15 protein-coding genes are annotated in these 19,554 nt (G+C 73.6%); 9 read left to right on the top strand and 6 right to left on the bottom strand.

The genetic code is table 11. The features are described 5' to 3' along the window. Positions 1 to 24: 24 nt before the first annotated feature. From HNP84_RS44640 to HNP84_RS44625, 4 genes are read left to right on the top strand one after another with little or no spacing between them, the layout of a single operon-like run. The gene (locus HNP84_RS44640) at positions 25 to 867 is read left to right on the top strand and encodes a hypothetical protein (protein WP_185056179.1); all 843 of its coding nucleotides are present in this window, start codon (positions 25 to 27) and stop codon (positions 865 to 867) included. Beyond that, a complete protein-coding gene (locus HNP84_RS44635; protein ID WP_185056178.1) occupies positions 864 to 2,717 on the top strand; it encodes a class I SAM-dependent methyltransferase in 1,854 nt (617 codons plus the stop codon). The genes HNP84_RS44640 and HNP84_RS44635 overlap by 4 nt, the downstream gene beginning before the upstream one ends. Positions 2,718 to 2,733: 16 nt before the next feature. After that, entirely contained in the window at positions 2,734 to 4,713 is a 1,980-nt protein-coding gene (locus HNP84_RS44630; protein ID WP_185056177.1) for a glycosyltransferase family 2 protein, read from the top strand. A gap of 5 nt (positions 4,714 to 4,718) precedes the next feature. After that, positions 4,719 to 5,546, top strand: coding sequence for a class I SAM-dependent methyltransferase (locus HNP84_RS44625; RefSeq protein WP_312927135.1), 828 nt, complete (start codon positions 4,719 to 4,721; stop codon positions 5,544 to 5,546). Here HNP84_RS44625 and HNP84_RS44620 read toward each other — a convergent pair. Together HNP84_RS44620 and pseB are read right to left on the bottom strand one after the other, a co-directional pair. Further along, complete coding sequence (locus HNP84_RS44620; RefSeq protein WP_185056175.1) at positions 5,539 to 6,663, bottom strand: DegT/DnrJ/EryC1/StrS family aminotransferase; 1,125 nt, start codon at positions 6,661 to 6,663, stop codon at positions 5,539 to 5,541. The genes HNP84_RS44625 and HNP84_RS44620 overlap by 8 nt on opposite strands. Further along, the gene (gene pseB, locus HNP84_RS44615) at positions 6,660 to 7,649 is read right to left on the bottom strand and encodes a UDP-N-acetylglucosamine 4,6-dehydratase (inverting) (RefSeq protein ID WP_312927106.1); all 990 of its coding nucleotides are present in this window, start codon (positions 7,647 to 7,649) and stop codon (positions 6,660 to 6,662) included. Before pseB ends, HNP84_RS44620 begins: the two co-directional genes overlap by 4 nt. Before the next feature lie 105 nt (positions 7,650 to 7,754). Between pseB and HNP84_RS44610 the strand changes: the two genes are divergently transcribed. Together HNP84_RS44610 and HNP84_RS44605 are read left to right on the top strand one after the other, a co-directional pair. Beyond that, complete coding sequence (locus HNP84_RS44610) at positions 7,755 to 8,486, top strand: cytidylyltransferase domain-containing protein (RefSeq protein WP_185056173.1); 732 nt, start codon at positions 7,755 to 7,757, stop codon at positions 8,484 to 8,486. Between the two features lie 6 nt (positions 8,487 to 8,492). Then, entirely contained in the window at positions 8,493 to 9,497 is a 1,005-nt protein-coding gene (locus HNP84_RS44605; RefSeq protein ID WP_185056172.1) for a PseG/SpsG family protein, read from the top strand. On the opposite strand, the gene pseI is transcribed toward HNP84_RS44605, so the two are convergent. Both pseI and pseH read right to left on the bottom strand, forming a co-directional pair. Next, the gene (gene pseI / locus HNP84_RS44600; protein WP_185056171.1) at positions 9,448 to 10,491 is read right to left on the bottom strand and encodes a pseudaminic acid synthase; all 1,044 of its coding nucleotides are present in this window, start codon (positions 10,489 to 10,491) and stop codon (positions 9,448 to 9,450) included. The genes HNP84_RS44605 and pseI overlap by 50 nt on opposite strands. Further along, positions 10,488 to 11,027, bottom strand: a complete 540-nt coding sequence (gene pseH / locus HNP84_RS44595; RefSeq protein WP_246519445.1) for a UDP-4-amino-4,6-dideoxy-N-acetyl-beta-L-altrosamine N-acetyltransferase — start codon at positions 11,025 to 11,027, stop codon at positions 10,488 to 10,490. Before pseH ends, pseI begins: the two co-directional genes overlap by 4 nt. Positions 11,028 to 11,147: 120 nt before the next feature. Here pseH and HNP84_RS44590 point away from each other — a divergent pair, with 120 nt between their 5' ends. The 3 genes from HNP84_RS44590 to HNP84_RS44580 all read left to right on the top strand — a co-directional run bounded on the left by HNP84_RS44590 (position 11,148) and on the right by HNP84_RS44580 (position 14,963). Further along, entirely contained in the window at positions 11,148 to 12,689 is a 1,542-nt protein-coding gene (locus HNP84_RS44590; RefSeq protein WP_185056170.1) for a glycosyltransferase family 2 protein, read from the top strand. A gap of 41 nt (positions 12,690 to 12,730) precedes the next feature. After that, positions 12,731 to 13,789 carry a CDP-alcohol phosphatidyltransferase family protein gene (locus HNP84_RS44585; RefSeq protein ID WP_221337543.1) on the top strand — a complete coding sequence of 353 codons (1,059 nt, stop codon included), beginning with the start codon at positions 12,731 to 12,733 and terminating at the stop codon, positions 13,787 to 13,789. A gap of 112 nt (positions 13,790 to 13,901) precedes the next feature. Further along, a complete protein-coding gene (locus tag HNP84_RS44580; protein WP_185056168.1) occupies positions 13,902 to 14,963 on the top strand; it encodes a sulfotransferase family protein in 1,062 nt (353 codons plus the stop codon). A 151-nt stretch (positions 14,964 to 15,114) separates the two neighbouring features. Here the strand turns inward: HNP84_RS44580 and HNP84_RS44575 are convergent, their stop codons facing one another. Both HNP84_RS44575 and HNP84_RS44570 read right to left on the bottom strand, forming a co-directional pair. Beyond that, on the bottom strand, positions 15,115 to 16,251 hold the full coding sequence (locus HNP84_RS44575; RefSeq protein ID WP_312927103.1) for a glycosyltransferase: 1,137 nt from the start codon (positions 16,249 to 16,251) through the stop codon (positions 15,115 to 15,117). Then, positions 16,248 to 19,022 (bottom strand): bifunctional glycosyltransferase/CDP-glycerol:glycerophosphate glycerophosphotransferase, encoded by a 2,775-nt coding sequence (locus HNP84_RS44570; RefSeq protein ID WP_185056167.1) that lies wholly within the window; start codon positions 19,020 to 19,022, stop codon positions 16,248 to 16,250. The genes HNP84_RS44575 and HNP84_RS44570 overlap by 4 nt, the downstream gene beginning before the upstream one ends. Positions 19,023 to 19,554: the final 532 nt, after the last annotated feature.

Genomic DNA, 19,554 nt, shown 5'->3' with positions numbered 1-19,554 from the left:
CGACGAGGGCGCTGAGGGGGTGTGATGGACGAGTCCAACCACTGGTACGGCCATTCGCGGATACTCGCCCGCTACTGCGGCCTGGACGCGCGGCGTGTCCCGCGGATCCAGGGGTTCGTGCAGCACGGGTGGAACTACCTGCACGGCTTTCCGCCCAACGACCGCTGGGCCTCGCCCGGCTACCCGCGCTTCGTCTGGTCCGACGTGCTGGCCAGGCGCGGCTGGTCGATGGGGCGGCGCGGCCACTACGTGATCGGCTCGCCGTGGGCCTACCTGCTGGCGATGGAGCCCGACCTGGGCCGCCTGCCCGACTCCGAGCGGCGGGGCACGATCTGGTACCCGTTCCACGGCTGGGAGAAGCACTCGGTACGCGGCGACCACGCGCGGCTCGTCGAGGAGATCAAGAGCGTGGAGCCGGGGCCGGTGACGGTGTGCCTGTACTGGCTGGAGTACCGGAACCCCCAGATCCGGAAATGGTATGAAAAAGCGGGGTTCCGGGTGATTTGCCATGGCGACCGCGGCTCCCGCTGGGACACCAAGGGCGTGGACTTCCTGCGCAACCAGATGGTCGAGCTGCGCCGCCACCGGCGCGTCGCCTCCAACCGCCTGGGCAGCGCCGTCTTCTACGGCGCCTCGGTGGGCTGCGACGTCGCCGTCTACGGCGACCCGATGGAGCTGGAGGGCGAGCGCCCCGAATACGGCGGCACCGCGCGGCGCCTGCGGCTGTGGCCCGAACTGCACGGCCTGGACGTGGACCGCCGCACCGCCCGCGAGATAGCCCGCTACGAGCTCGGCTTCACCCACGTCGCCGGACCCGACGAGCTGAGGAACCTGCTGGGCTGGGAGAAAATCAAGGAGGCGTCGTGAGGACGACGGAGGTCCCGTCGATACCGGCGAGCCCCGCCAACGTGCATCTCGTCGGGGGCGAGATGCTCCTGTGGTCCGACGCGCCCGAGAGCGCGCAGGACGGCGGCCAGTGGGCCGCGCTGCGACCGGGCGGCGCCGGCGGGGCGGCCTGGGGAGGCGCCGGCCACGGGGCGGCGTGGGCGTGCGGCGAGATCGTGCGGGAGCTGATCCGCCGCGTGCGGCCCATGCCGGGCCGGGTGCTGCTGATCGGCCCGCACCCCGAGGACTTCGTGGACTGGCTGGTGGCCCGCTCGCGCTCGGTCGCGGTCGCGGTGCGCTCCTATCCCGACGCCGTGCGCCTCGGCGCCCGGCACGCGGGCCGCGCCGGGTTCGCGGTCTACTGCGGGCAGCTCGCCAAGCTGGGCGGGCTCGACCCGTTCGACGTGGTGCTCGCCCTGGACGGGTTCGAGCGGGTGCACTCGGCCGAGTCGCCCTACCGGCCCTGGCGCGAGACCCTGGCCGAGGTTGCCGCGCTCGTCGCGCCCGGCGGCACCCTGCTGCTGTCCACCCGCAACGACCTGGGCATCGAGTCGCTGGTGGAGGCCCGGCCGCACGAGCGTACCGACGCCGACTGGCATCCCCGGGGGCTGGACCACACCCGGCCCAACGGCCACCAGACCCTCGCCGCCGAGCTGGACGCGCACGGCCTGCTCGTGGACGACTGCTACGCCGCCTATCCGGCCGCGGGCGCGCCCCGGGCGCTGTTCTCCGTCGAGACGCTGGCCCGCGGACGGACCCTGCCCGACGCGGTCACCGTGGCCGCCTGCGCCCGCGGCTACCACGGCAGGGCCGTCGTCGCCGACCCGGTCCAGCTCACCCGCAAGGCGTTCCGGCACGGGCTCGCCGCCAGGCTCGCCCCCGCGTGGGTGACCGTGGCCCGCAAGCAGGCCCCCGGCCGTACCGGCGGCCCGGCGCTGCCCGCCGCGCTGCTGGAGGACGACGTCTGCGCGCCGCCCTGGACGCTGGTGCAGGAGCTCGCCCGCGGCGAGCAGGGGAAGTGGGTGCGGCACGTGCCGCCGGCCTCGCGCCCGTTCGCCCTGGACCGCGTCCACCGTGATCCCGCCCTGCTCTCCGGCCCCATCCCGGAGGGCAGGGTGCTCGACGAGGTGCTGCTGACCGCGTGCGCGTACGACGACATCCGCGCCATCAGGGAGCGCCTGCGCCACCTCGCCGGCTGGCTGTCGCGCTGGAGCGACGCCGGCATGGTCCCCGGCGAGCTGGCCTTCGCCACCACCGACAACCTGGTGTGGGACGGCGAGCGGCTGGACCTGATCGACCCGAGCTGGGCGCTGGCCGACGCGCTGCCCACCGAGGTCGTGCTCACCCGCACCCTGTGGCGCTTCGCCGTGCGCCTGCTCGGCTCCGGCCACCACCACCCCTGGCCGTGGTCGGTGGACGCCGACCGGCTGACCGCGACCCTGGTCGCGATCAGCGGGTTCCGGCACGACCGGCGGCATCTGGAACGCGCCAAGGCGCTGGACCGCGAGATCGGCACCACGCTGGGCGTCGGCGCCACCGCGGCGGCCGACGCCCCGGAGAGCTACCGGCAGGTGCTGGCCGGTCGCGAGCGCCTGCGCGACACGCTCACCGCCGCGCAGGCCCGCATCGACCGGCTGGAGGTCAAGCTCACCCACCGCGAGCGCGAGCTGCGCAAGACCCGCTCCAAACTCCGCGCCGCGCGGCGCAGGATCGCCGGGCTGCGCCGCAGGCTCGGCTTCCGCCTGATGCGCCGGGCGCGGGCGCTGACCCGGCCCCTGACCCGCCCGGTGCGCCGCCGCCTGCGGGCCGCACGCCGGATCGCGCGCGGGTAACGGGGTGGGAGGAACCGTGCCGCAGCCGCTGCTGTCCGTCGTCGTCCCCTACTACAACGTCGAGAAGTACGTCGGCGAGTGCCTGGACTCCATCGCCGGGCAGACCCTCCGCGACCTGGAGGTGATCTGCGTGGACGACGGCTCGGCCGACGGCAGCGCCGAGATCGTCCGCGCCCGCGCCGCCGCCGACGACCGGATCACGGTCCTCGTCCAGCCCAACCGGGGCCTCGGCCCGGCCCGCAACGCCGGGGTGGCCCGCGCCCGCGGGCGGTACCTCGCCTTCGCCGACAGCGACGACGTGGTGCCGCCCGACGCGTACGCGACCATGGTCGCCTCGCTGGAGGAGACGGGCTCCGACCTGGCCTGCGGCAACGTGCGCCGGCTCCAGGGCGACCGGCTCACCCAGTCCTACGCCCACCGCGAGGCGTTCCGCGCCACCGTCCGGCGCACCCACGTGCGCGAGCACCGCGACCTGGTCCGCGACCGCATGGCGTGGAACAAGGTCTTCCGGCGCGCGTTCTGGGACCGGCACGGGCTGGCCTTCCCCGCCCGGCTGTATGAGGACCAGCCGGTCACGATCCCGGCCCACGTGCTGGCCCGCACCGTGGACGTGCTCTCCGACGTCGTCTACCACTGGCGCGAGCGCGAGGAGGGCACGTCCTCCATCACCCAGCGCCGCCTCGAACCCGGCAACCTGCGCGACCGGCTGCTGTCGGTACGCGATACCGCCGCCTTCCTGGCCGCGCACGCGCCCGAGCTCAAGCCGCTGCTCGACCGGGAGTCGATGGAGATCGACCTGAAGGTCGCGGTCGAGGCGATGCCGCTGCTGGCCGGCCCCGAGCGGGAGGAACTGCTCGCCCTGGCCCGCGGCTACCTCGACGGCGTCGCCGCCGCCACCTGGGGCGACGTGCCCGCGCTCACCCGGCTCCAGCTCCGGCTGCTGCAACGCGGCCTGATCGAGGAGATCGCCCCGGTGCTCGCGTACGAGGAGGGGGCCGATCTCGGCACCACCACCGCGGCGGGCGCGGTGGCCGACGAGCGCCGGGTCCGCGTACGCCCCCGCGGCCTGCTGCGCCGCCGCTGGTACGCCGACTACCCCCTGTACGGCGACCCGCGCCTGCCCGCCGACTGCCACGACGTGACCGGCGAGCTGAAGCTGGCCGGCGAGATCGACCGGGTCGCCTGGCGCGAGGAGCGCCTGGTCGCCGACGGGCGGATCTGGGTGCCCGGCGTGGTGGCCCGCGACCTGCGCGGCGCCCGCCTGGCGCTCGCCCTGCGCCAGGGCCCGCCCGGCGGCGCGGACGGCCCGCGCCTGCCGGTCGCCGCCTGGCGCGTCTCCGCCCGCCCGCGCGACGGATTCGCCGTACGCGACGACGGGGCCACCATCGCCTTCACCGCCGACCTCACCGCGGCGCTGGACGAGAGCGGCGAGCAGAACCCGGCGGTGCCGCACGAGGGGTTGTGGCAGCTCCACGCCGAACTCCAGGCCCGCGGCCTGCGCCTGGCGGCCAGCCTGAAGGGCCAGGTCGGCGACGAGATCTACGCCCTCGGGCCGCTGCGGATCGGCGACGGCCTGTGGCTCATCCCGTCCATCGGCCCCGGCCGCCGGTTCCGGCTCAAGGTGCGCCAGGCCAAGGCCGCCGTGACCGCGTGCGCGATCGAGTCGGGCCGCCTGGTCATCTCGGGCTGGGCGCGCGGCCCCGCCGCCGACGCCGCAACGATCACCGCGTCGGGCTCCGACCTCATGGCCTTCCCCGCCCGCATGCGCGACGACGGCGCGGGCGGGGCCACCTTCACCGCCGTCATCCCGCTGGGGTCGGGCGACTTCGGCGAGGGCGGACGGCGGCTGGTGCTGCAGCGTCCGGGCGGGAGCGGCACACCGCTCGCGTTCGACGCCGCCGCGCACATCGGCGGGACCACCGGACCGCGCCGGTACATCGTGACCCGGTCCGGCCAGTGCCACCTGATACTCAGAGAAAGGACCGACATCCGTTGAGCGCAGTGCCACCGGCGCCCTGGACGCTGGACAGCATCCCCGGCACCCTGCCGGCCACCGACATGCGTGTGTTCGACTGGCTGCTCAGCTACCAGTCCCGCTTCTACACCGCGGGCGACCTGCTGGAGCTGGGCGCCCACCTCGGCCGCAGCGCCGTGCTCATGGCCCGGCACCTGCGCGAGGAGGAGCGCTTCACGGTCTGCGACCTGTTCCCCGCCGAGCCCGGCGCCCAGCCGGTCCGGGGCCTGTTCGAGACCAACTACCTCGCCTTCCACGAGGCGCTGCCGGTGATCGTGGAGGGGCCCAGCTCCGCCATCCGCGACCACGTCAAGCCCGCCTCGTGCAGGTTCGTCCACATCGACGCCTCCAAGCGCTACGAGGACGTCACCGAGGACCTGACCTCCGCCCGCGACCTGATCGTGCCCGACGGCATCGTGGCCGTGGACGGCTACCGCGACGAGGACGCGCCCGGGGTAGCCGCGGCGGTGTGGGAGGCGTGCTCGGCGCGCGGCCTGCGGCCGATCTGCCTGACCCCGCAAAAGTTCTACGGCACCTGGGGCGACCCCGGCCCGGTGCAGGAGCAACTGGCCGCCTGGCTGGCCGAGCGCGCCGACGAGTGGGCGACGTCCGAGGAGCGGGTGTGCGGCCACCGGGTGCTGCGCGTCGCGCCGCGCGCCGACGCGGGCGAGGAGGAGCGCCGCGACACCAAGCCACTGCCGGAGATCGTGCCCGGCGCGCCGGCGTGGACCAGCAAGCGCACCGGGCGCAAGGGCCGCCGCGTGCGGCGGATGCTCAAGCTGTTGTTCCCCAGCCGGATGCGCAAGCTCAGGTGAGGATGCGGGTCAGCTCCTCGATCACCCGCGACTGGTCGGCGAAGCTCAGGCCGGGGTGCAGCGGGAGCGAGAGCTGCTCGGTGTAGTAGCGCTCGGCGACCGGGCACATGCCCCGGCGGTAGCCGAGATCCTCGAACGCGGGATGCCAGTAGGCCGGGATGTAGTTCACCTGAACTCCGATCCCGGCCTTGCGCATGCGGTCGTACACCTCGCGGCGGCGCCCGTCGAGCACCCGCACCGGGTACAGGTGGCGGCACGGTGAGACGTACGGGCGGCAGGCGGGCAGCGCGAGCCCCGGCACGTCGGCCAGCAGCGCGTCGTAGCGGGCGACCAGCTCGGCCCGGCGGGAGCGGAACTCGGCCAGCCGGCCGAGCTGGGCGATGCCGAGCGCGCACAGCACGTCGGGCAGGCGGTAGTTCAGCCCGAAGGAGTGGACCTCCTGGTGCCAGCCGCCTTCGTCGGGGTGGCGCTGCTCGGCCGGGTCGCGCACCAGCCCGTGGTTGCGGAACCTGGCCGCGGTCGCCAGCCGGGCCGGGTCGGTCGCCACCACCGCGCCGCCCTCGGCCGTGGTCACGGTCTTGGTGGGGAAGAAGGAGAACGTGGTCAGGTCGGCGAGGGTGCCGACCGGGCGGTCGCGGTAGAACGAGCCCAGCGAGTGGGCGGCGTCGGCCACGAGCACCGCGTCCGCCGCGCCGGTGAGCTCGCGCAGCGCGTCGTACTCGGCCGGGTGGCCCGCGTAGTCGACCGCCGTCACGACCCGGGTGCGCGGCGTCATCGCCGCCTCGGCCGCCGCCGGGTCGAGGTTGGCCGTGTCGGGCTCCACGTCGGCGAACACGACCTTGCCGCCGAGCAGGTGGGCGGTCGCGGCGGTGGCCACGAACGTCATCGGCGGCATCACCACCTCGTCGCCGGGGCGCAGCCCGGCCGCGACGTAGGCGACGTGCAGCGCGGCCGTGCCGGAGGTGACGCTCACGCACGGCATGCCCCCGGCCCAGCGCGACAGCTCGTCCTCAAAGGCGCGCACCGCGGGCCCCGTGGTCAGCCAGTCGCCGCGCAGCACCTCGCTCACGGCGGCGATGTCGTCCTCGGTGACGGAGTGGCGGCCGTAGGGCATCATCGCACCGGCTCCGGACAGGTCATCTCGCGCAGCCGCTCGACCGACAGCCACTGGTCGTTGGTGTCGGAGCGGTAGGAGAAGCCCTCGGGCACCGCCTCGCCGGTCAGCGGCGGCACGTAGCCCCAGGTGGCGATGGTGGGCTGCACGATGTAGCGGTCGGCCAGGCGCAGCGTGCGGCGCCCGTCGTCGGGCGCGATCATCTCCTCGTGCAGCTTCTCGCCCGGCCGCACCCCGATCTCGTACGTGGGGCACTCGGGCGCCAGGGCCTCGGCCAGGTCGGTGATGCGCATGCTGGGGATGCGCGGGATGTACAGCTCGCCGCCCTGCATCTGGTCGAAGGAGTCGACCACGAACCTGACCGCCTGCTCCAGGGTGATCCAGAACCGGGTCATGCGCTTGTCGGTGATCGGGATGCTGCGGCCCTCGCGGGCCAGGCGCTGGAAGTAGGGCACCACCGACCCCCGGCTGCCCACGACGTTGCCGTAGCGCACCACGGCGAACCTGGTCGGGTGGGCGGCGGCGTAGTGGTTGGCCGAGACGAACAGCTTGTCGGCCACCAGCTTGGTGGCGCCGTAGAGGTTGATCGGGCTGGACGCCTTGTCGGTGGACAGCGCGACCACCCGGTGCACGCCGGCGTCGATCGCCGCCTCCACCACGTTCTGGGAGCCGGAGACGTTGGTGCGGACGTACTCGAACGGGTTGTACTCGGCCGTGTCGACCTGCTTCAGCGCGGCGGCGTGCACCACGTTCTCCACGCCGTGCATGGCCCGGGTCAGCCGCTCGCGGTCGCGCACGTCGCCGATGAACCAGCGCAGCCGGTCGTCGCCGCCGAAGAGCTGGCGCGCCTCGTACTGCTTCAGCTCGTCTCTGGAGAAGACCACCAGGCGGCGCGGCTCCAGCTCGCGCAGGACGTGGCGGATGAACTCCTTGCCGAAGGAGCCGGTGCCACCTGTGATCAATATCGACGACCCGGTAAGTACGCTCACGCAAGCCCCCTGGAATTCGTGACTACCCGCGGTAGTCGCCCCCGGAGCCGGTAGCATAGCGCGACCGAATGGAGACGCACGGTCACACAGGAGAATGAGGCATCGATGCGGATTGTCGGGATCATCCAGGCTCGGATGGGGTCCTCGCGGCTGCCGGGCAAGGTGCTGCGCGAGCTGTCCGGCAGGTCCGTGCTCGGCTGGGTCGTACGCGCGGCGCGCGCCGCCGGCTCGCTCGACGGCCTGGCCGTGGCCACCACCGCCGAGCCGCCGGACGACGCGGTGGCCGCCGAGTGCGCCCGCCTGGGCGTCGCCTGCTACCGCGGGCCCCGCGACGACGTGCTCACCAGGTTCATGCGCGTGGTCGAGGACGACGCCCGCTGCGGGGCCGTGATGCGCTTCACCGCCGACTGCCCGCTGCTCGACCCCGACGTCATCCGCGAGGCCGCCGAGGTCTTCCGCGTGGTGCCCGGCCTGGACTACCTCAGCACGTCGCTGCCGCCCGCCCTGCCGCGCGGCACCGACGTCGAGATCGTCGGCCGCGAGGCGCTGGAGGAGGCCGACCGCAAGGCCCGCGGCTACCACCGCGCCCACGTGACCTCCTACGTCTACACCCATCCCGGCCGCTTCCGGGTCCTCGGCCTCACCCACCACCCCTCGGCCGCCCACCTCCGCGTCACCCTGGACACCGAGCCCGACTGGCAGGTCATCCAGCGGATCGTGGCCAAGTTCGGCGACCAGCCGGTCTCGGTCGCCGAACTGATCGACTGGCTGCACCTCCACCCCGAGGTGGCCGAGCTCAACGCCCACGTCCGGCAGAAGTCGCTGCAGGAGGCGTGAGCGGCCGTGCGAGTGGGAGTTCGCTGCGACGCGGGGCGCGGGATCGGCGTCGGCCACCTGGTGCGGTGCGTGGCGCTGGCGGAGGAACTGGTGGCCCGCGGGGCCGAGGTGCTGTTCCTGGGCGACCTCGGCGGGGTGGAGTGGGCGCGGGCGCAGTTGTGGCGGCGCAGGCTGTCGCTGCTGCCCGCCGCGGCCGAGCCCGCCCGGTTCGCCGCGCAGGCCACGGCGCTGGGGCTGGGCGTGGTGGTGCTCGACCGCTACGACCTGCCCGAGGGCACCGGGGCCGCGCTGCGGGGGGCGGGCGTGCCCGTGCTGCACGTGATCGACGCCCCCGAGCCGCGGCAGGAGGCCGACCTGTACCTGGACCAGAACCTCGGCGCGGAGGCCAGGTACGACCCCGGCACGCCCGTGCTGGCCGGGGCCCGCTACGCCCTGCTGCGCGACGACGTGGTCCGCGAGGGCGGCGAGGTGCGGCCCGACGCCGCCGCGCCGCCGCGGGTGCTGTGCTTCTTCGGCGGCACCGACGCGGCCGGGGTGACCGGGCGGTGGCTGCGGGCCCTGGCCGACACCGGCGTGCCGTGCGTGTGCACGGCCGTCGGCGACGCGCCGGCGTACCCCGGGATGACCGTCATCCCGCCCACCGACGAGCTGCCGGCGCTGATGGCGCGGGCCGACCTGGTGCTCACCGCGGCCGGGTCGGCGACCTGGGAGCTGCTGTATCTCGGGGTGCCGGCCGCGCTCACCTGGGTGGCGGCCAACCAGCTCGTGGGCTACGAGGCGGTGGTCGGCAACGGGCTGGCCACCGGGCTCGGCGCCGACCCCGAGGCCGCCGTGCCGGTGCTGCGGGCGCTGCTGGCCGAGCTGGCCGCCCCGGGCGCGCGGGCGCGGCTCGGTGGCCCGGGGCGCGCGCTGATCGACGGGCACGGGCGCTCCCGGGTCGCCGACGCGCTGCTCGCGCTGTCTAGATCAAGTTCCAGGTCAGCGGCGTCCCCTTGGGCGTGTCACGGGTGAAGGTGCGGCCCATGACCAGGCGGGCGGCGTCGGGGTGCAGGCCGCCCGCCGGGCGGATGGAGCGCACGTTGGCCGGGGTCACCCGGTCGCCGGCGCGCACGTCGGCCACGACGTAGAGCGAGCGCCTGAAACGCAGGCCCTCGCGCTCGCTGGGCTTGGGGCCGATGCGGGCCTCGCCGATCGACTGCCAGGCGCGCTCGGTCTCGGCCACCAGCGCGGCCAGCTCGGCCGGCTCCAGCGAGAACGCGGCATCGACGCCGCCGTCGGCGCGCGAGAGCGTGACGTGCTTCTCGATCACGCACGCGCCCAGCGCCACCGCCGCGACCGCCGTCCCGATGCCCGGCGTGTGGTCCGACAGCCCGGTGACGCAGCCCGTGAGCGCGCCCAGCAGCGGCAGCGCGGCCAGGTTGCTCTCCTGCGGCGGGGCCGGGTAGGTGGCGGTGCACGACAGCACCGCGATCTCGTCGCAGCCCGCCTCGCGCGCCGCCGCCACGGCGGCGCAGACCTCCTCGGCCGTGGCCATGCCGGTGGAGATGATCAGCGGCTTGCCGGTGGCCGCGGCCATCCGGATCAGCGGCAGGTCCACGATCTCGGAGGAGGCGATCTTGTACGCCGGCGCCCCCAGCGACTCCAGCAGCTCGATCGCGCTCGGGTCGAACGGCGAGGAGAACGCGACCAGCCCGTGCTTGGCCGCCCGCTCGAACAGCGGCTCGTGCCACTCCCAGGGCGTGTGGGCCCGCTCGAAGAGGCGGTACAGGGTCTCGCCGCCCCACAGCTCGTGCCGGCGCCCGATGCGGAAGGCCGGCCCGTCGGCGTCGATGGTGAGCGTGTCGGGCAGGTAGGTCTGCAGCTTCAGCGCGTGGGCGCCCGCCTCGGCCACCGCGTCGACGATGGCCAGGGCGCGGTCGAGGTCGCCGTCGTGGTTGCCCGACATCTCGGCGATCACGAACGGCGGGTGTCCCGCGCCGATGGCGCGGCCGGCAATGGAGATCACGTGCTTTCCCTTCGATTGTCGCGGTCCAGGCGGACGCGTACGACCTCGCGCGGCTCGCCGTCGATGACCCGGGTGTAGGAGCCCACCTCGGCGAAGCCGAAGCGGCGGTGCAGGGCGCGCACCTGCCGGTTGCCGGCCAGCACCTCGCCGTGCAGCGTGAGCAGGCCGAGCGGCCCGAACGCGTGCTCGACCGCCGCCCGCTCGCAGCCGAACCACGCCCGCAGCAGCTCGCCCGAGGCGAGCAGCCCGTCGATGTCCAGGTAGAAGCCCCACGTCGCACCGCCGCCGGGGGCGTCGAGCCCGCTGAAGGCCACGACCCCGGCCGGGACGCCGGCGTGCTCGTACATCAGCACCCGCCGCGACGGGTCGTCGCGCACGGCGGCCCACCAGCGGGCGTGTTCGTCGGGCCGGATGACGTGGGTGGTGAAGCTGGCCGCGCGCACCTTGGGATGGTTGCGCCAGCGGCGTACGGTTTCGAGCTCGTGGTCGGCGATTCCGCGCAGCATGGCCTCGTATTCCTCACTCGTCGCGTTCATTTTGCCGCAGACAGTGATCGTTCGGGATGTGGACGGGGAAGCCCAGGCTTGGGCAAAGGCCGGGCAAGCGGCGGGTAGTCCTTCGCCGCAGAGAGGGCCCCGGAAGGCACTCTGATTCGTATGGCACCGTTACTCTCTGTTGTCGTACCCTTCCATAACGTAGTCGCATATCTGGAGGAGTGTCTCACCTCACTCGCCTCGCAGACGCTGGACGACCTGGAAGTCGTCATGGTGGACGACGGGTCCGCCGACGGCAGCAGGACCATCGCCGACGTGTTCGCCGCATGGGACCCCAGGTTCGTCCTCGTCGGCACCGGCGCCAACGTCGGGCCGGGGCCGGCGCGCAACCTCGGCATCGAGGCGGCCACCGGCCGGTACCTCGCCTTCGCCGACGCCGACGACGTGCTCCCGCGCGACGCGTACGAGCGGCTCGTGCGCGCCCTGGAGGACAGCGGGTCCGATCTGGCCTGCGGCGGGGTGCAGCGGCTGGAGTCGGGCACCCTCGGCCCCTCACCGCTGCACGCCAGGACGTTCCGGCGCGGGGCCAGACGCACCCACATCACCCGAGCGCCCAAACTGGTCCGCGACCGCACGGTGTGGAACAAGGTCTACCGGCGCTCCTTCTGGGACGCCTGCGGCCTGTCGTTCCCGCCGGGCCTGTACGAGGACCTGCCGGTCGCCCTGGAGGCGCACGTGCGCGCGTCCGCCGTGGACGTGGTGCCCGAGGTCGTCTACCACTGGCGGCTGCGCGAGTCGGGCGCGTCCTCGATCACCCAGCGCCGCACCGAGGCGGCCAACATCGCCGAGCGGCTGGCCTCGGTGCGCACCGCGCGCTCGCTGCTCGCCCGGCGCGCGCCCGCGCTGCTCGCGGCGTACGACGGGATGGTCGCGTCCTGGGACCTGGCGATCGTGGCCAAGGCGGTCGAGGCCGCCGCCGAGCCCGACAGGTCCGCCCTGCTCGGCCTGGTCGGCGCGTACGTGGACCAGATCGACGGCGAGGCCGTGCGCGGGCTGCCCGCGATCCGCCGGCTGGAGCTGTACCTGCTGCGGCACGGCATGGTCGGCGAGCTGGCCGAGGTGCGCCGGTCCAGGCGCGAGCACGGCGGGCGGGTCAGGGTGGTGCCGCGCGGGCTGCGCGAGGCGCGCTGGTTCGCCGCCTACCCGTACTACGGCGACCGCGCCCGGCGCATCCCGGCCCACCTGTACGACGTGACCGAGGAGCTGGAGCTGCGCGCCGGCGTCGAGCGCGTGTCCTGGCGCGGCCGGTCCCTGGCGATCGAGGGCTACGCCTACATCAGGCACGCCGAGGACGTACGCACGCGCATGAAGCTGTGGCTGGTCTCACCGGGCACGCAGGAACGCATCCCGGTGGTGACGTTCGCCCGCACCCGCCGCCCGCACCCGGACGGCGCCGACGGCCCCGCCACCGGCTTCGTGGCCACCCTGAACCGCAAGCTGGTCAAGGAGCTGCGCGGACGCTGGTCGCTGCACGTGGAGCTGACCGGGCCGCGCGGGCTGCGCCGCGAGGGCCCGGTGAAGCACGGCACCCTGCGGCGGCGGCAGTTGCGCAGGGCCAAGCGGGCGCGGGCGGGGCTATCCGACAAAGTCTCAGATAAAGCCACCGGTAAAGAGTCAGTCAGGACAGTTTCCCAAGGTGGCTAGGCTCCCATGGCGATCCGTCCGGCTTCATCATGCTGGCTGTCATGACGACGTACTCGCTGGCGGACGTACGTGCCGTGTGCAAACCGCGCGACGCCTGGTGGACCGTGCTGTTGGTGGATCCGATCGCGTGCAGGCTCGTACGCGTGCTGGCCTCCCGTACGTCGATCACGCCGAACGCGCTCACGGCGACGGCGTTCCTGTTCGGCATGTGCGCCGCCGTCTGCTTCGCGCTGGGCGAGTGGCACACCCTGGCGCTCGGCGCGCTGTTCTTCCACCTCGGCTTCATCGCCGACTGCATGGACGGCAAGCTCGCCCGGCTGAAGGGCAACGGCACCACGTTCGGCCTCTGGCTGGACTTCAGCCTGGACCAGGTGCGGATGGTGGTCTGCGCCTTCGCCCTGGCCTACGGCCTGTTCCAGCACGGCGGGCGGCCCGAGGCCGCGTTCCTGGCCGGGGTGATCATCGCCTTCGACCTGGTCCGCTACCTCAACGGCCCGCAGATGGCCAAGGTGCGCAGGAACATGCGCGAGAAGCTGGTCAGCGCGATGAGCTCCGCCGAGGGGGGCCAGCGGCAGGCCGCGCTGGAACGCCTGGCCGCCCGCACGGCCGGCCACGACGACCACGACGACCACGACGACATGGACGGGGCCCTCGGCCACGCGGTGCCCGGACCCGCGACGGGCCTCACGACGGGACTCGGGACGGGCCTCGGGACGGGACTCGCGACGGGGAACGCGTCGGGGGACGCGCCCGAGCGCCCGCGCCGGGGGCTGCGCTCGCGGGCCAACCAGGGCCTGCACCACGGCTTCCAGTCCCGCTTCCCGTGGTACACCCGCCTGCGCGGGATGCTCCTCGCGCACCGGATCCGCACCCACCTGGTCAGCGGGATCGAATACCAGATGGCCGTGTTCGTGGTCGGGCCGCTGCTCGGCCCGGCGGCGGTGCCGTACGTGATCGGGGTGGCGGGGGCGCTGCTGCTGATCTTCGAGTCGGCGCTGGTCTACAAGCTGTGGATGTCCACCCGTGACTTCGGGCGGGTCATGCGGCGCATCCAGCGGCAGGACGAGAAGAACCGCGTCGGCACTCCACTCGCGCGCTGAGGGCGCGCACAGACACACACGCGACTACACCACACGCGACTACACCACTACCGCGACACGCGAGAGACGCGACATGCGCGCACGCGCGGCAATCTCATCGGGGGTTTGTGCAATGCAATCGGATCGACCGATCTTCATCGTGGGGTGCCCGCGCTCGGGGACCACGCTGCTCCAGCTCATGATGCACTCGCATCCGCGGATGGCCATCCCGCCGGAGACCAGGTTCGTGATGACGGCCTACAACCGGCGGCTCACCTTCGGCGACCTGAACGACCCGGCCAAGCGGCGCGCCCTGGCCGAGTGGATCGTCACCCGCCGCCAGACCCGGTTCTACGAGCTGGGCCTGGACGCCGCCGAGGTCTCCCGCCAGATCGTGGAGGGCCCGGGGACGCTCGGCTCGGCGCTCGGCATCGTGCTGCGCGCGTACGCCGCCCGCTTCGGCAAGCCGCGCTGGGGCGACAAGCGCCCGTCGTACTTCCAGAACGTCGATGTGCTGCTGCGGCTGTTCCCCGACGCGCAGTTCATCCACCTGATCCGCGACGGGCGCGACTGCGTCGCCTCGCTGAAGGAGATGCCCTGGTACAAGGGCAACATCTACAGCGCCGTCTCCGGCTGGGCCGAGGCGATCGACTTCGCCCGCAACGGCGCGCTGCGCATGCCCAAGGGCAGCTACCACGAGCTGCAGTACGAGAACCTGATCAGCGACCCCGAGAGCACCCTGCGCACGCTGTGCGAGTTCATCGGCGAGGAGTTCGACCCGGCCATGTGCCGCCCGCACCTGGTGGCCAGCGTGGCCGTGCCCGAGCGCAAGACCTGGCACTCCCGCACCCACGGCGAGGTCACCACGTCCCGCTCCGGGAGCTGGCGCACCCGGCTTGAGCCGTGGGAGATCTCCCTGTGCGAGAGCGTGCTCGCCGAGCGCCTGGACGCCTACGGGTACGAGGTGACCGGCGCGCCCAAGGCGCCGATGACCAAGCTCGCGGCGTACGAGCGGATGGCCGCCAGGCGCAAGCTGTCGCGCCTGCGCAAGAAGGCGTTCGACCGCCTCATCCGCATGCGCGAGCAGAACCCGATCGGCGCCCAGCTCACCTCGGGCCAGCTCGCCATCACCGGCGTACCCCGCCAGCGCACCGGCTCCCCCGAACTCGCCGGCACCAGAGCCGCCGCCAAGTGAACCCGGCGCCCCATCCGGTAGACGGGTAGTGGTGGCTTGGGCGCGGGTCGTGTCTGGACTGAGGAGCGTAGGGAGCGTAGCGACCGGAGCGACGAGGGGAAGACGCGACCCTGCAGAGCGCCCAAGCCCGCGTATTGCGAAGCAATCGCAATTATCGCGCGATGTGCTCGAACAGGGTCTCCCATCCGTCGAGCACGCGGTCCAGCCGGAACTGCTCGGCGTGTGCGCGGGCGGCGGCGCCCATTCGCCGCCGCTCGTCCGCCGAGCCCATCAGGCGGGCGAGCGCCGCACCGAGCGCGTCCACGTCGCCGGGCGGGGCGAGCAGCCCCGTGCGCTGGTGCCGCACCAGTGACCTGACCCCGCCCGAGACGTCGAAGGCCACGGCCGGCACCCCGTACGAGGCGGCCTCGCACAGCACCAGCGGCAGCCCCTCGTGCTCGCTGGACAGCCCGACCACCGCCCCGCCCAGGTACTCCGCGCGCATCAGCGCCGCGGGCACCCGGCCGCGGAACACCACCCGGTCGCCGACCCCCTCGGCGCGGGCGTGCTCGCGCAGCAGCGGCACGTCCTCGCCGTCGCCGATCAGGTGCAGCTCCCACGGGTCGCGGCCGGTGCGCACGGCGCGGGCGAAGGCCGAGATCAGCCGGTCGAACCGCTTGACGCCCTCCAGCCGCCCGATGCCGAGCACCCGGGGCGCCGACAGCGGCGACGGGCGGGCGGGCCAGTCGGGCAGCGGGTTCGGGATCGTCCAGGTGTGCGGCAGCAGCGCGTGCGCGGCGAAGCCGGCCGCGTCGTCCGGGCTGAGGAACACCGACTGCTCCAGCCGCCCCCAGTGGCGGCGCACCGAGCCGAGGTGCCAGGTGCCCTGGGCGTGCTCGAAGGAGCCGTGGTAGTGCCCGATCGGGGTCATGTGCGGCGGCAGCAGCGCCAGCATCCGGCTCACCACGCCCGGCGAGGTCAGCACGATGTGCGCCGGGCCGAGCCGGTCGAGCAGCGCGCGCAGCCTCCGGTCGCCCAGGCGGCGCGCGAGCGGGCCGACCGGGCCCATGGGCGTGCGGTGGATCTCGTGCGAGCGGTACGCCGGCCGCTCGACGTACCGGAACGGGGCCGGGGAGCGGTGCAGGCCCAGCACGTGCACCTCGTAGCCGCGCCCGGCCAGGCCCTGCGCCAGGGTGTGGGTCACCCGCTGGATGCCGCCCAGCGTGTGGGCGTCCATGCAGGCGAACACCACCCGCTCCGGCAGGCCGCGCCGCGCGTACGGCCGGGCGGGAGCGAGGGAGGTGGTCACAGCAGGGCCCCCGCGGTGACGGCCTCCCGGCGCTCCGGCGCCCCGCCCGGGAAGACGGCGTTCAGGAAGAACGCGTCCACGACCCGCGCCGCCGCGTCGCCGCGCTCGTCCGCGCACCAGGTGCGGCGGAACTCGGCGTACTTGACCGCGAACGCCTCCGCCAGCCCGTCCAGGCCGCGTACCGCGTCGATCAGCGCCGCCGTCGTGGTCACGCACGGGCCGGGGGCGATGGCCGGCAGGTCGTAGACGCTGCCGCGCTCGCGCAGCCGGTAGTCCTCCCAGTCGTCGATCAGGAACACCATCGGCTTGCCGGTGACCGCGTAGTCGCACATCAGCGACGAGTAGTCCGTCACCAGCGCGTCGGAGGCCAGCATGAGGTCGTTCACCTCGGGATAGGAGCCCGCGGGGCGGACGAAGTGGCGCACGTGCCGCGGCACCGTGTAGCGCTCCACCGGGTGCGTGCGCAGCACCAGCACCCACTCCTCGGCCAGCGCCCCGGCCAGCTCCGCCAGGTCCGCCCGCACGGAGCGGCCCGAGGACATGCCCCGGTCGCGGTACGTCGGCGCGTACAGCAGGATGCGCCGGTCGTCGGGGATCTCCAGCCGCTCCCGCACCCGCCGCTCCGCGCCGGGGTCGCCGTGCACCAGCACGTCGCAGCGCGGCGAGCCGAACCGCAGCACGGGCCCCGTGTAGCGGTTGGCGGGCAGGAACGTGCGCTCGAACTCCGCGCCCGGCGAGACCAGGGCGTCCCACCGCGCCACCGCGCGCCGCCACTGCTCGCGCGGCCCGGCGAAGTCGCCGCGCAGGTCCGGGGCGTTGTAGCCGATCGACTTCACGCCCTGCCCGTGCCAGGTCTGCAGGTAGCGGGTGCCCTTGGGCTTGGGGAAGTCCAGCGGGAAGCCGTGGCTGTCCACCCAGTACGCCGCGCGGGCCAGCGTCCACACATAGCGCCAGCTCATCCGGCGCACCAGCACGGCCTCGGCCGGGAAGTCGGCCCGCCGCCGCGCCACCGACCACACCGCCTTGATCGGCAGGCCGCGCCGGCGCACCTCCTCGTAGATGTAGCGCGGGTTGCCGGTGTAGCCCTTGCCCACGTCGGACTCGAAGATCGCCAGGTCCGCCCGCCGCGGCACCACCTTGATCAGCCCTTTGTACGCGCGCAGCTTCAGCTCCGGGGAGGACAGCCGGGCGATGACACGCCGCTTGAGCCGGCCCAGCCTGGGCACCTGGCGCAGCAGCCCCTCGCGCCGCCACTCCACCCGCAGCACCCCCGCCGGCCCGTCCGGCCGGACCGTCACCCCGTGCCCCGGCACCCGCGTCCGGATCGGCGGATGGGCGGGGGAGAGGAGCAGCTTGTCGGTGGTCGCGTGGCCGTCGGGCCGTACGATCGCCACGCTGGGCTCCTGCCGCCCGTCGAACCCGAGCGGCCCCGGGGTGGCCGCGGCCAGGTCGATCGCGACCTCGCTCTCCCAGATGCCCTCGCCGTCCTCCAGGCGGCGGCGCGGCGCGAGGCGTACGCGGTGGCCGCGCAGCCGCAGCTCCGCCCGCCAGCCCGGCGTACGCTCCAGCACCCCGAACGGGTCGTAGGTGTGCACCGCCAGCGTCAGCACGCTCCCGCTCGCGGTCGCCTCCACCACCTCGTGCCGCAGGGCCGAGGCCGAGAACGGCAGCTCGGCCAGGCGCAGGCCGGTGATGTCCAGCATCGGCTCGGCCGTGCCGCCCCAGTAGGTCTTCCCGTCCACCCGCAGGACCCGCCGGGGCGCGGCCCGCGGCCCGTTCAGCGAGCGCGCGGCGACCTCCAGCTCCTCGATCTGATCGGTGAGGATGGAGTGGCAGCAGACGCGGATGATCGGGTCCACCCGCTGGAACACGTCCGGGTCGGTCCCGATGATCTCGGTGAGGTAGGGCCGTACGATCGAGGCGAACTCCTTGACCCACACCCGGTCCCGCGCCGGCAGGGGGTTGAGGTAGACCCGCAGGTCCTGGCGCAGGAACCGGTGGTGCCGCTCCGGCAGCAGGTCGGCGTGCCCGGTGTCGCGCAGCACCTGGTCGCTCAGCCGCGCGGCCAGCACCCGCTGCCGCACGTTGTCCATCTCCTTCACGCTGAGCGAGATCGAGGTCCGGGTCCCGGGCCGCTCCACCGCCCGGTGCCAGTCGTAGACCACCCACGGCACCACCGCGAACCGCCGGGTGGCGCAGAACAGCTTCGCCGAGAACACGTGGTCCTCGAAGTGGATGTCCTCCCGGAACCACAGGTTGTGCCGCCGCAGGAACCCGGCCCGGTACAGCTTGTTGGTCGCGAAGGTGTCCAGGAACATCTCCGGGTCCTCGCGAATGCCGTTTATCGTCCTGCGCCGATACAACGACGGAAAATAGAACCGCTTTTTGCCCGTCGCCTCGTACAGGCGGGCGACCTGGCCGGTCACGAAGTCGGCGCCGGTGCGCTCGATCTCCATCAACATGCTCTTGCACGCGTGCCTGGGCAGCCGGTCGTCGCTGTCCAGGAACATCACGTACGGCGTCGTGGTGGCGGCGAGCCCATCGTTGCGCGGCGCCCCGCACCCGCCGCTGTTGACGTCCCTGCGAATGGACCGCACCCGCGGGTCCTCCCGGCACAGGGCGGCCACGACCTCCGGAGTCCGATCGGTGCTCGCGTCGTCCACCACGATCACTTCGAGATTCCGCAGCGACTGTCCGAGCACGGACCGCACGGCACGAGGCAACCGCCCCGCGTCGTTGTACGTGATCACGACCACGGTGCAATCGGGCATGCGACCCCCCCAAGTCGGCATTGATCCCTATTGCAGACTGTAAGGGCGAAGTGTCCGATTGCATGGAGTGATGACGGTGTTTTTAGTGGATAGTGCCGTTTATCGCCCTTCGCCGGATTCTGTACGGGGCCGCGTGCCCGCGGCGGCGAAGCGCGCGGCCCTGGCAGTGGGCGCTCCGCGCCACCAGGCCAGGGCTGTGCCTCCCAGGGGGGCTCACGCCCCCCTTCGACCCCCCGGCAGGGGGCTCCGCCCCCCGCACCCCCCGGCTAGCGCCCCCGGCCACCGTCACCCGACCACCAGGACACCCGTGAAGCCCAACCGTTGGAAACCGGCTCACTCCCCTGAGCGTCAGAAGTGGGCTCATGATCGTCCCCCATCCCGCCCCGGACTCCGGGCACGAAGTGACCTCAGCTCACCTCCGTCCGACCAGGCGCCGTTACCGCCGCCGGGCCACCGGGGAAGCCGCCTCAGCTTGCGCTGCTTCGCAGCCCTACGGGTGGCCTTCGGCCATTCAGCAGGCCCAACCTCCCGC

The organism is Thermocatellispora tengchongensis, assembly GCF_014202315.1.
Lineage (GTDB): Bacteria > Actinomycetota > Actinomycetes > Streptosporangiales > Streptosporangiaceae > Thermocatellispora > Thermocatellispora tengchongensis.
This window is presented reverse-complemented; position numbering and strand designations above follow the sequence as displayed.

What these genes read in the sequence shown, in the direction of transcription:
- HNP84_RS44640 (WP_185056179.1), top strand. Translation starts at nt 25, where the DNA reads ATGGACGAGTCCAACCACTGGTACGGCCATTCGCGGATACTCGCCCGC.
- HNP84_RS44620 (WP_185056175.1), bottom strand. Translation starts at nt 6,663, where the DNA reads ATGATGCCCTACGGCCGCCACTCCGTCACCGAGGACGACATCGCCGCC.
- HNP84_RS44610 (WP_185056173.1), top strand. Translation starts at nt 7,755, where the DNA reads ATGCGGATTGTCGGGATCATCCAGGCTCGGATGGGGTCCTCGCGGCTG.
- pseH (WP_246519445.1), bottom strand. Translation starts at nt 11,027, where the DNA reads ATGAACGCGACGAGTGAGGAATACGAGGCCATGCTGCGCGGAATCGCC.
- HNP84_RS44590 (WP_185056170.1), top strand. Translation starts at nt 11,148, where the DNA reads ATGGCACCGTTACTCTCTGTTGTCGTACCCTTCCATAACGTAGTCGCA.
- HNP84_RS44585 (WP_221337543.1), top strand. Translation starts at nt 12,731, where the DNA reads ATGACGACGTACTCGCTGGCGGACGTACGTGCCGTGTGCAAACCGCGC.
- HNP84_RS44580 (WP_185056168.1), top strand. Translation starts at nt 13,902, where the DNA reads ATGCAATCGGATCGACCGATCTTCATCGTGGGGTGCCCGCGCTCGGGG.
- HNP84_RS44570 (WP_185056167.1), bottom strand. Translation starts at nt 19,022, where the DNA reads ATGCCCGATTGCACCGTGGTCGTGATCACGTACAACGACGCGGGGCGG.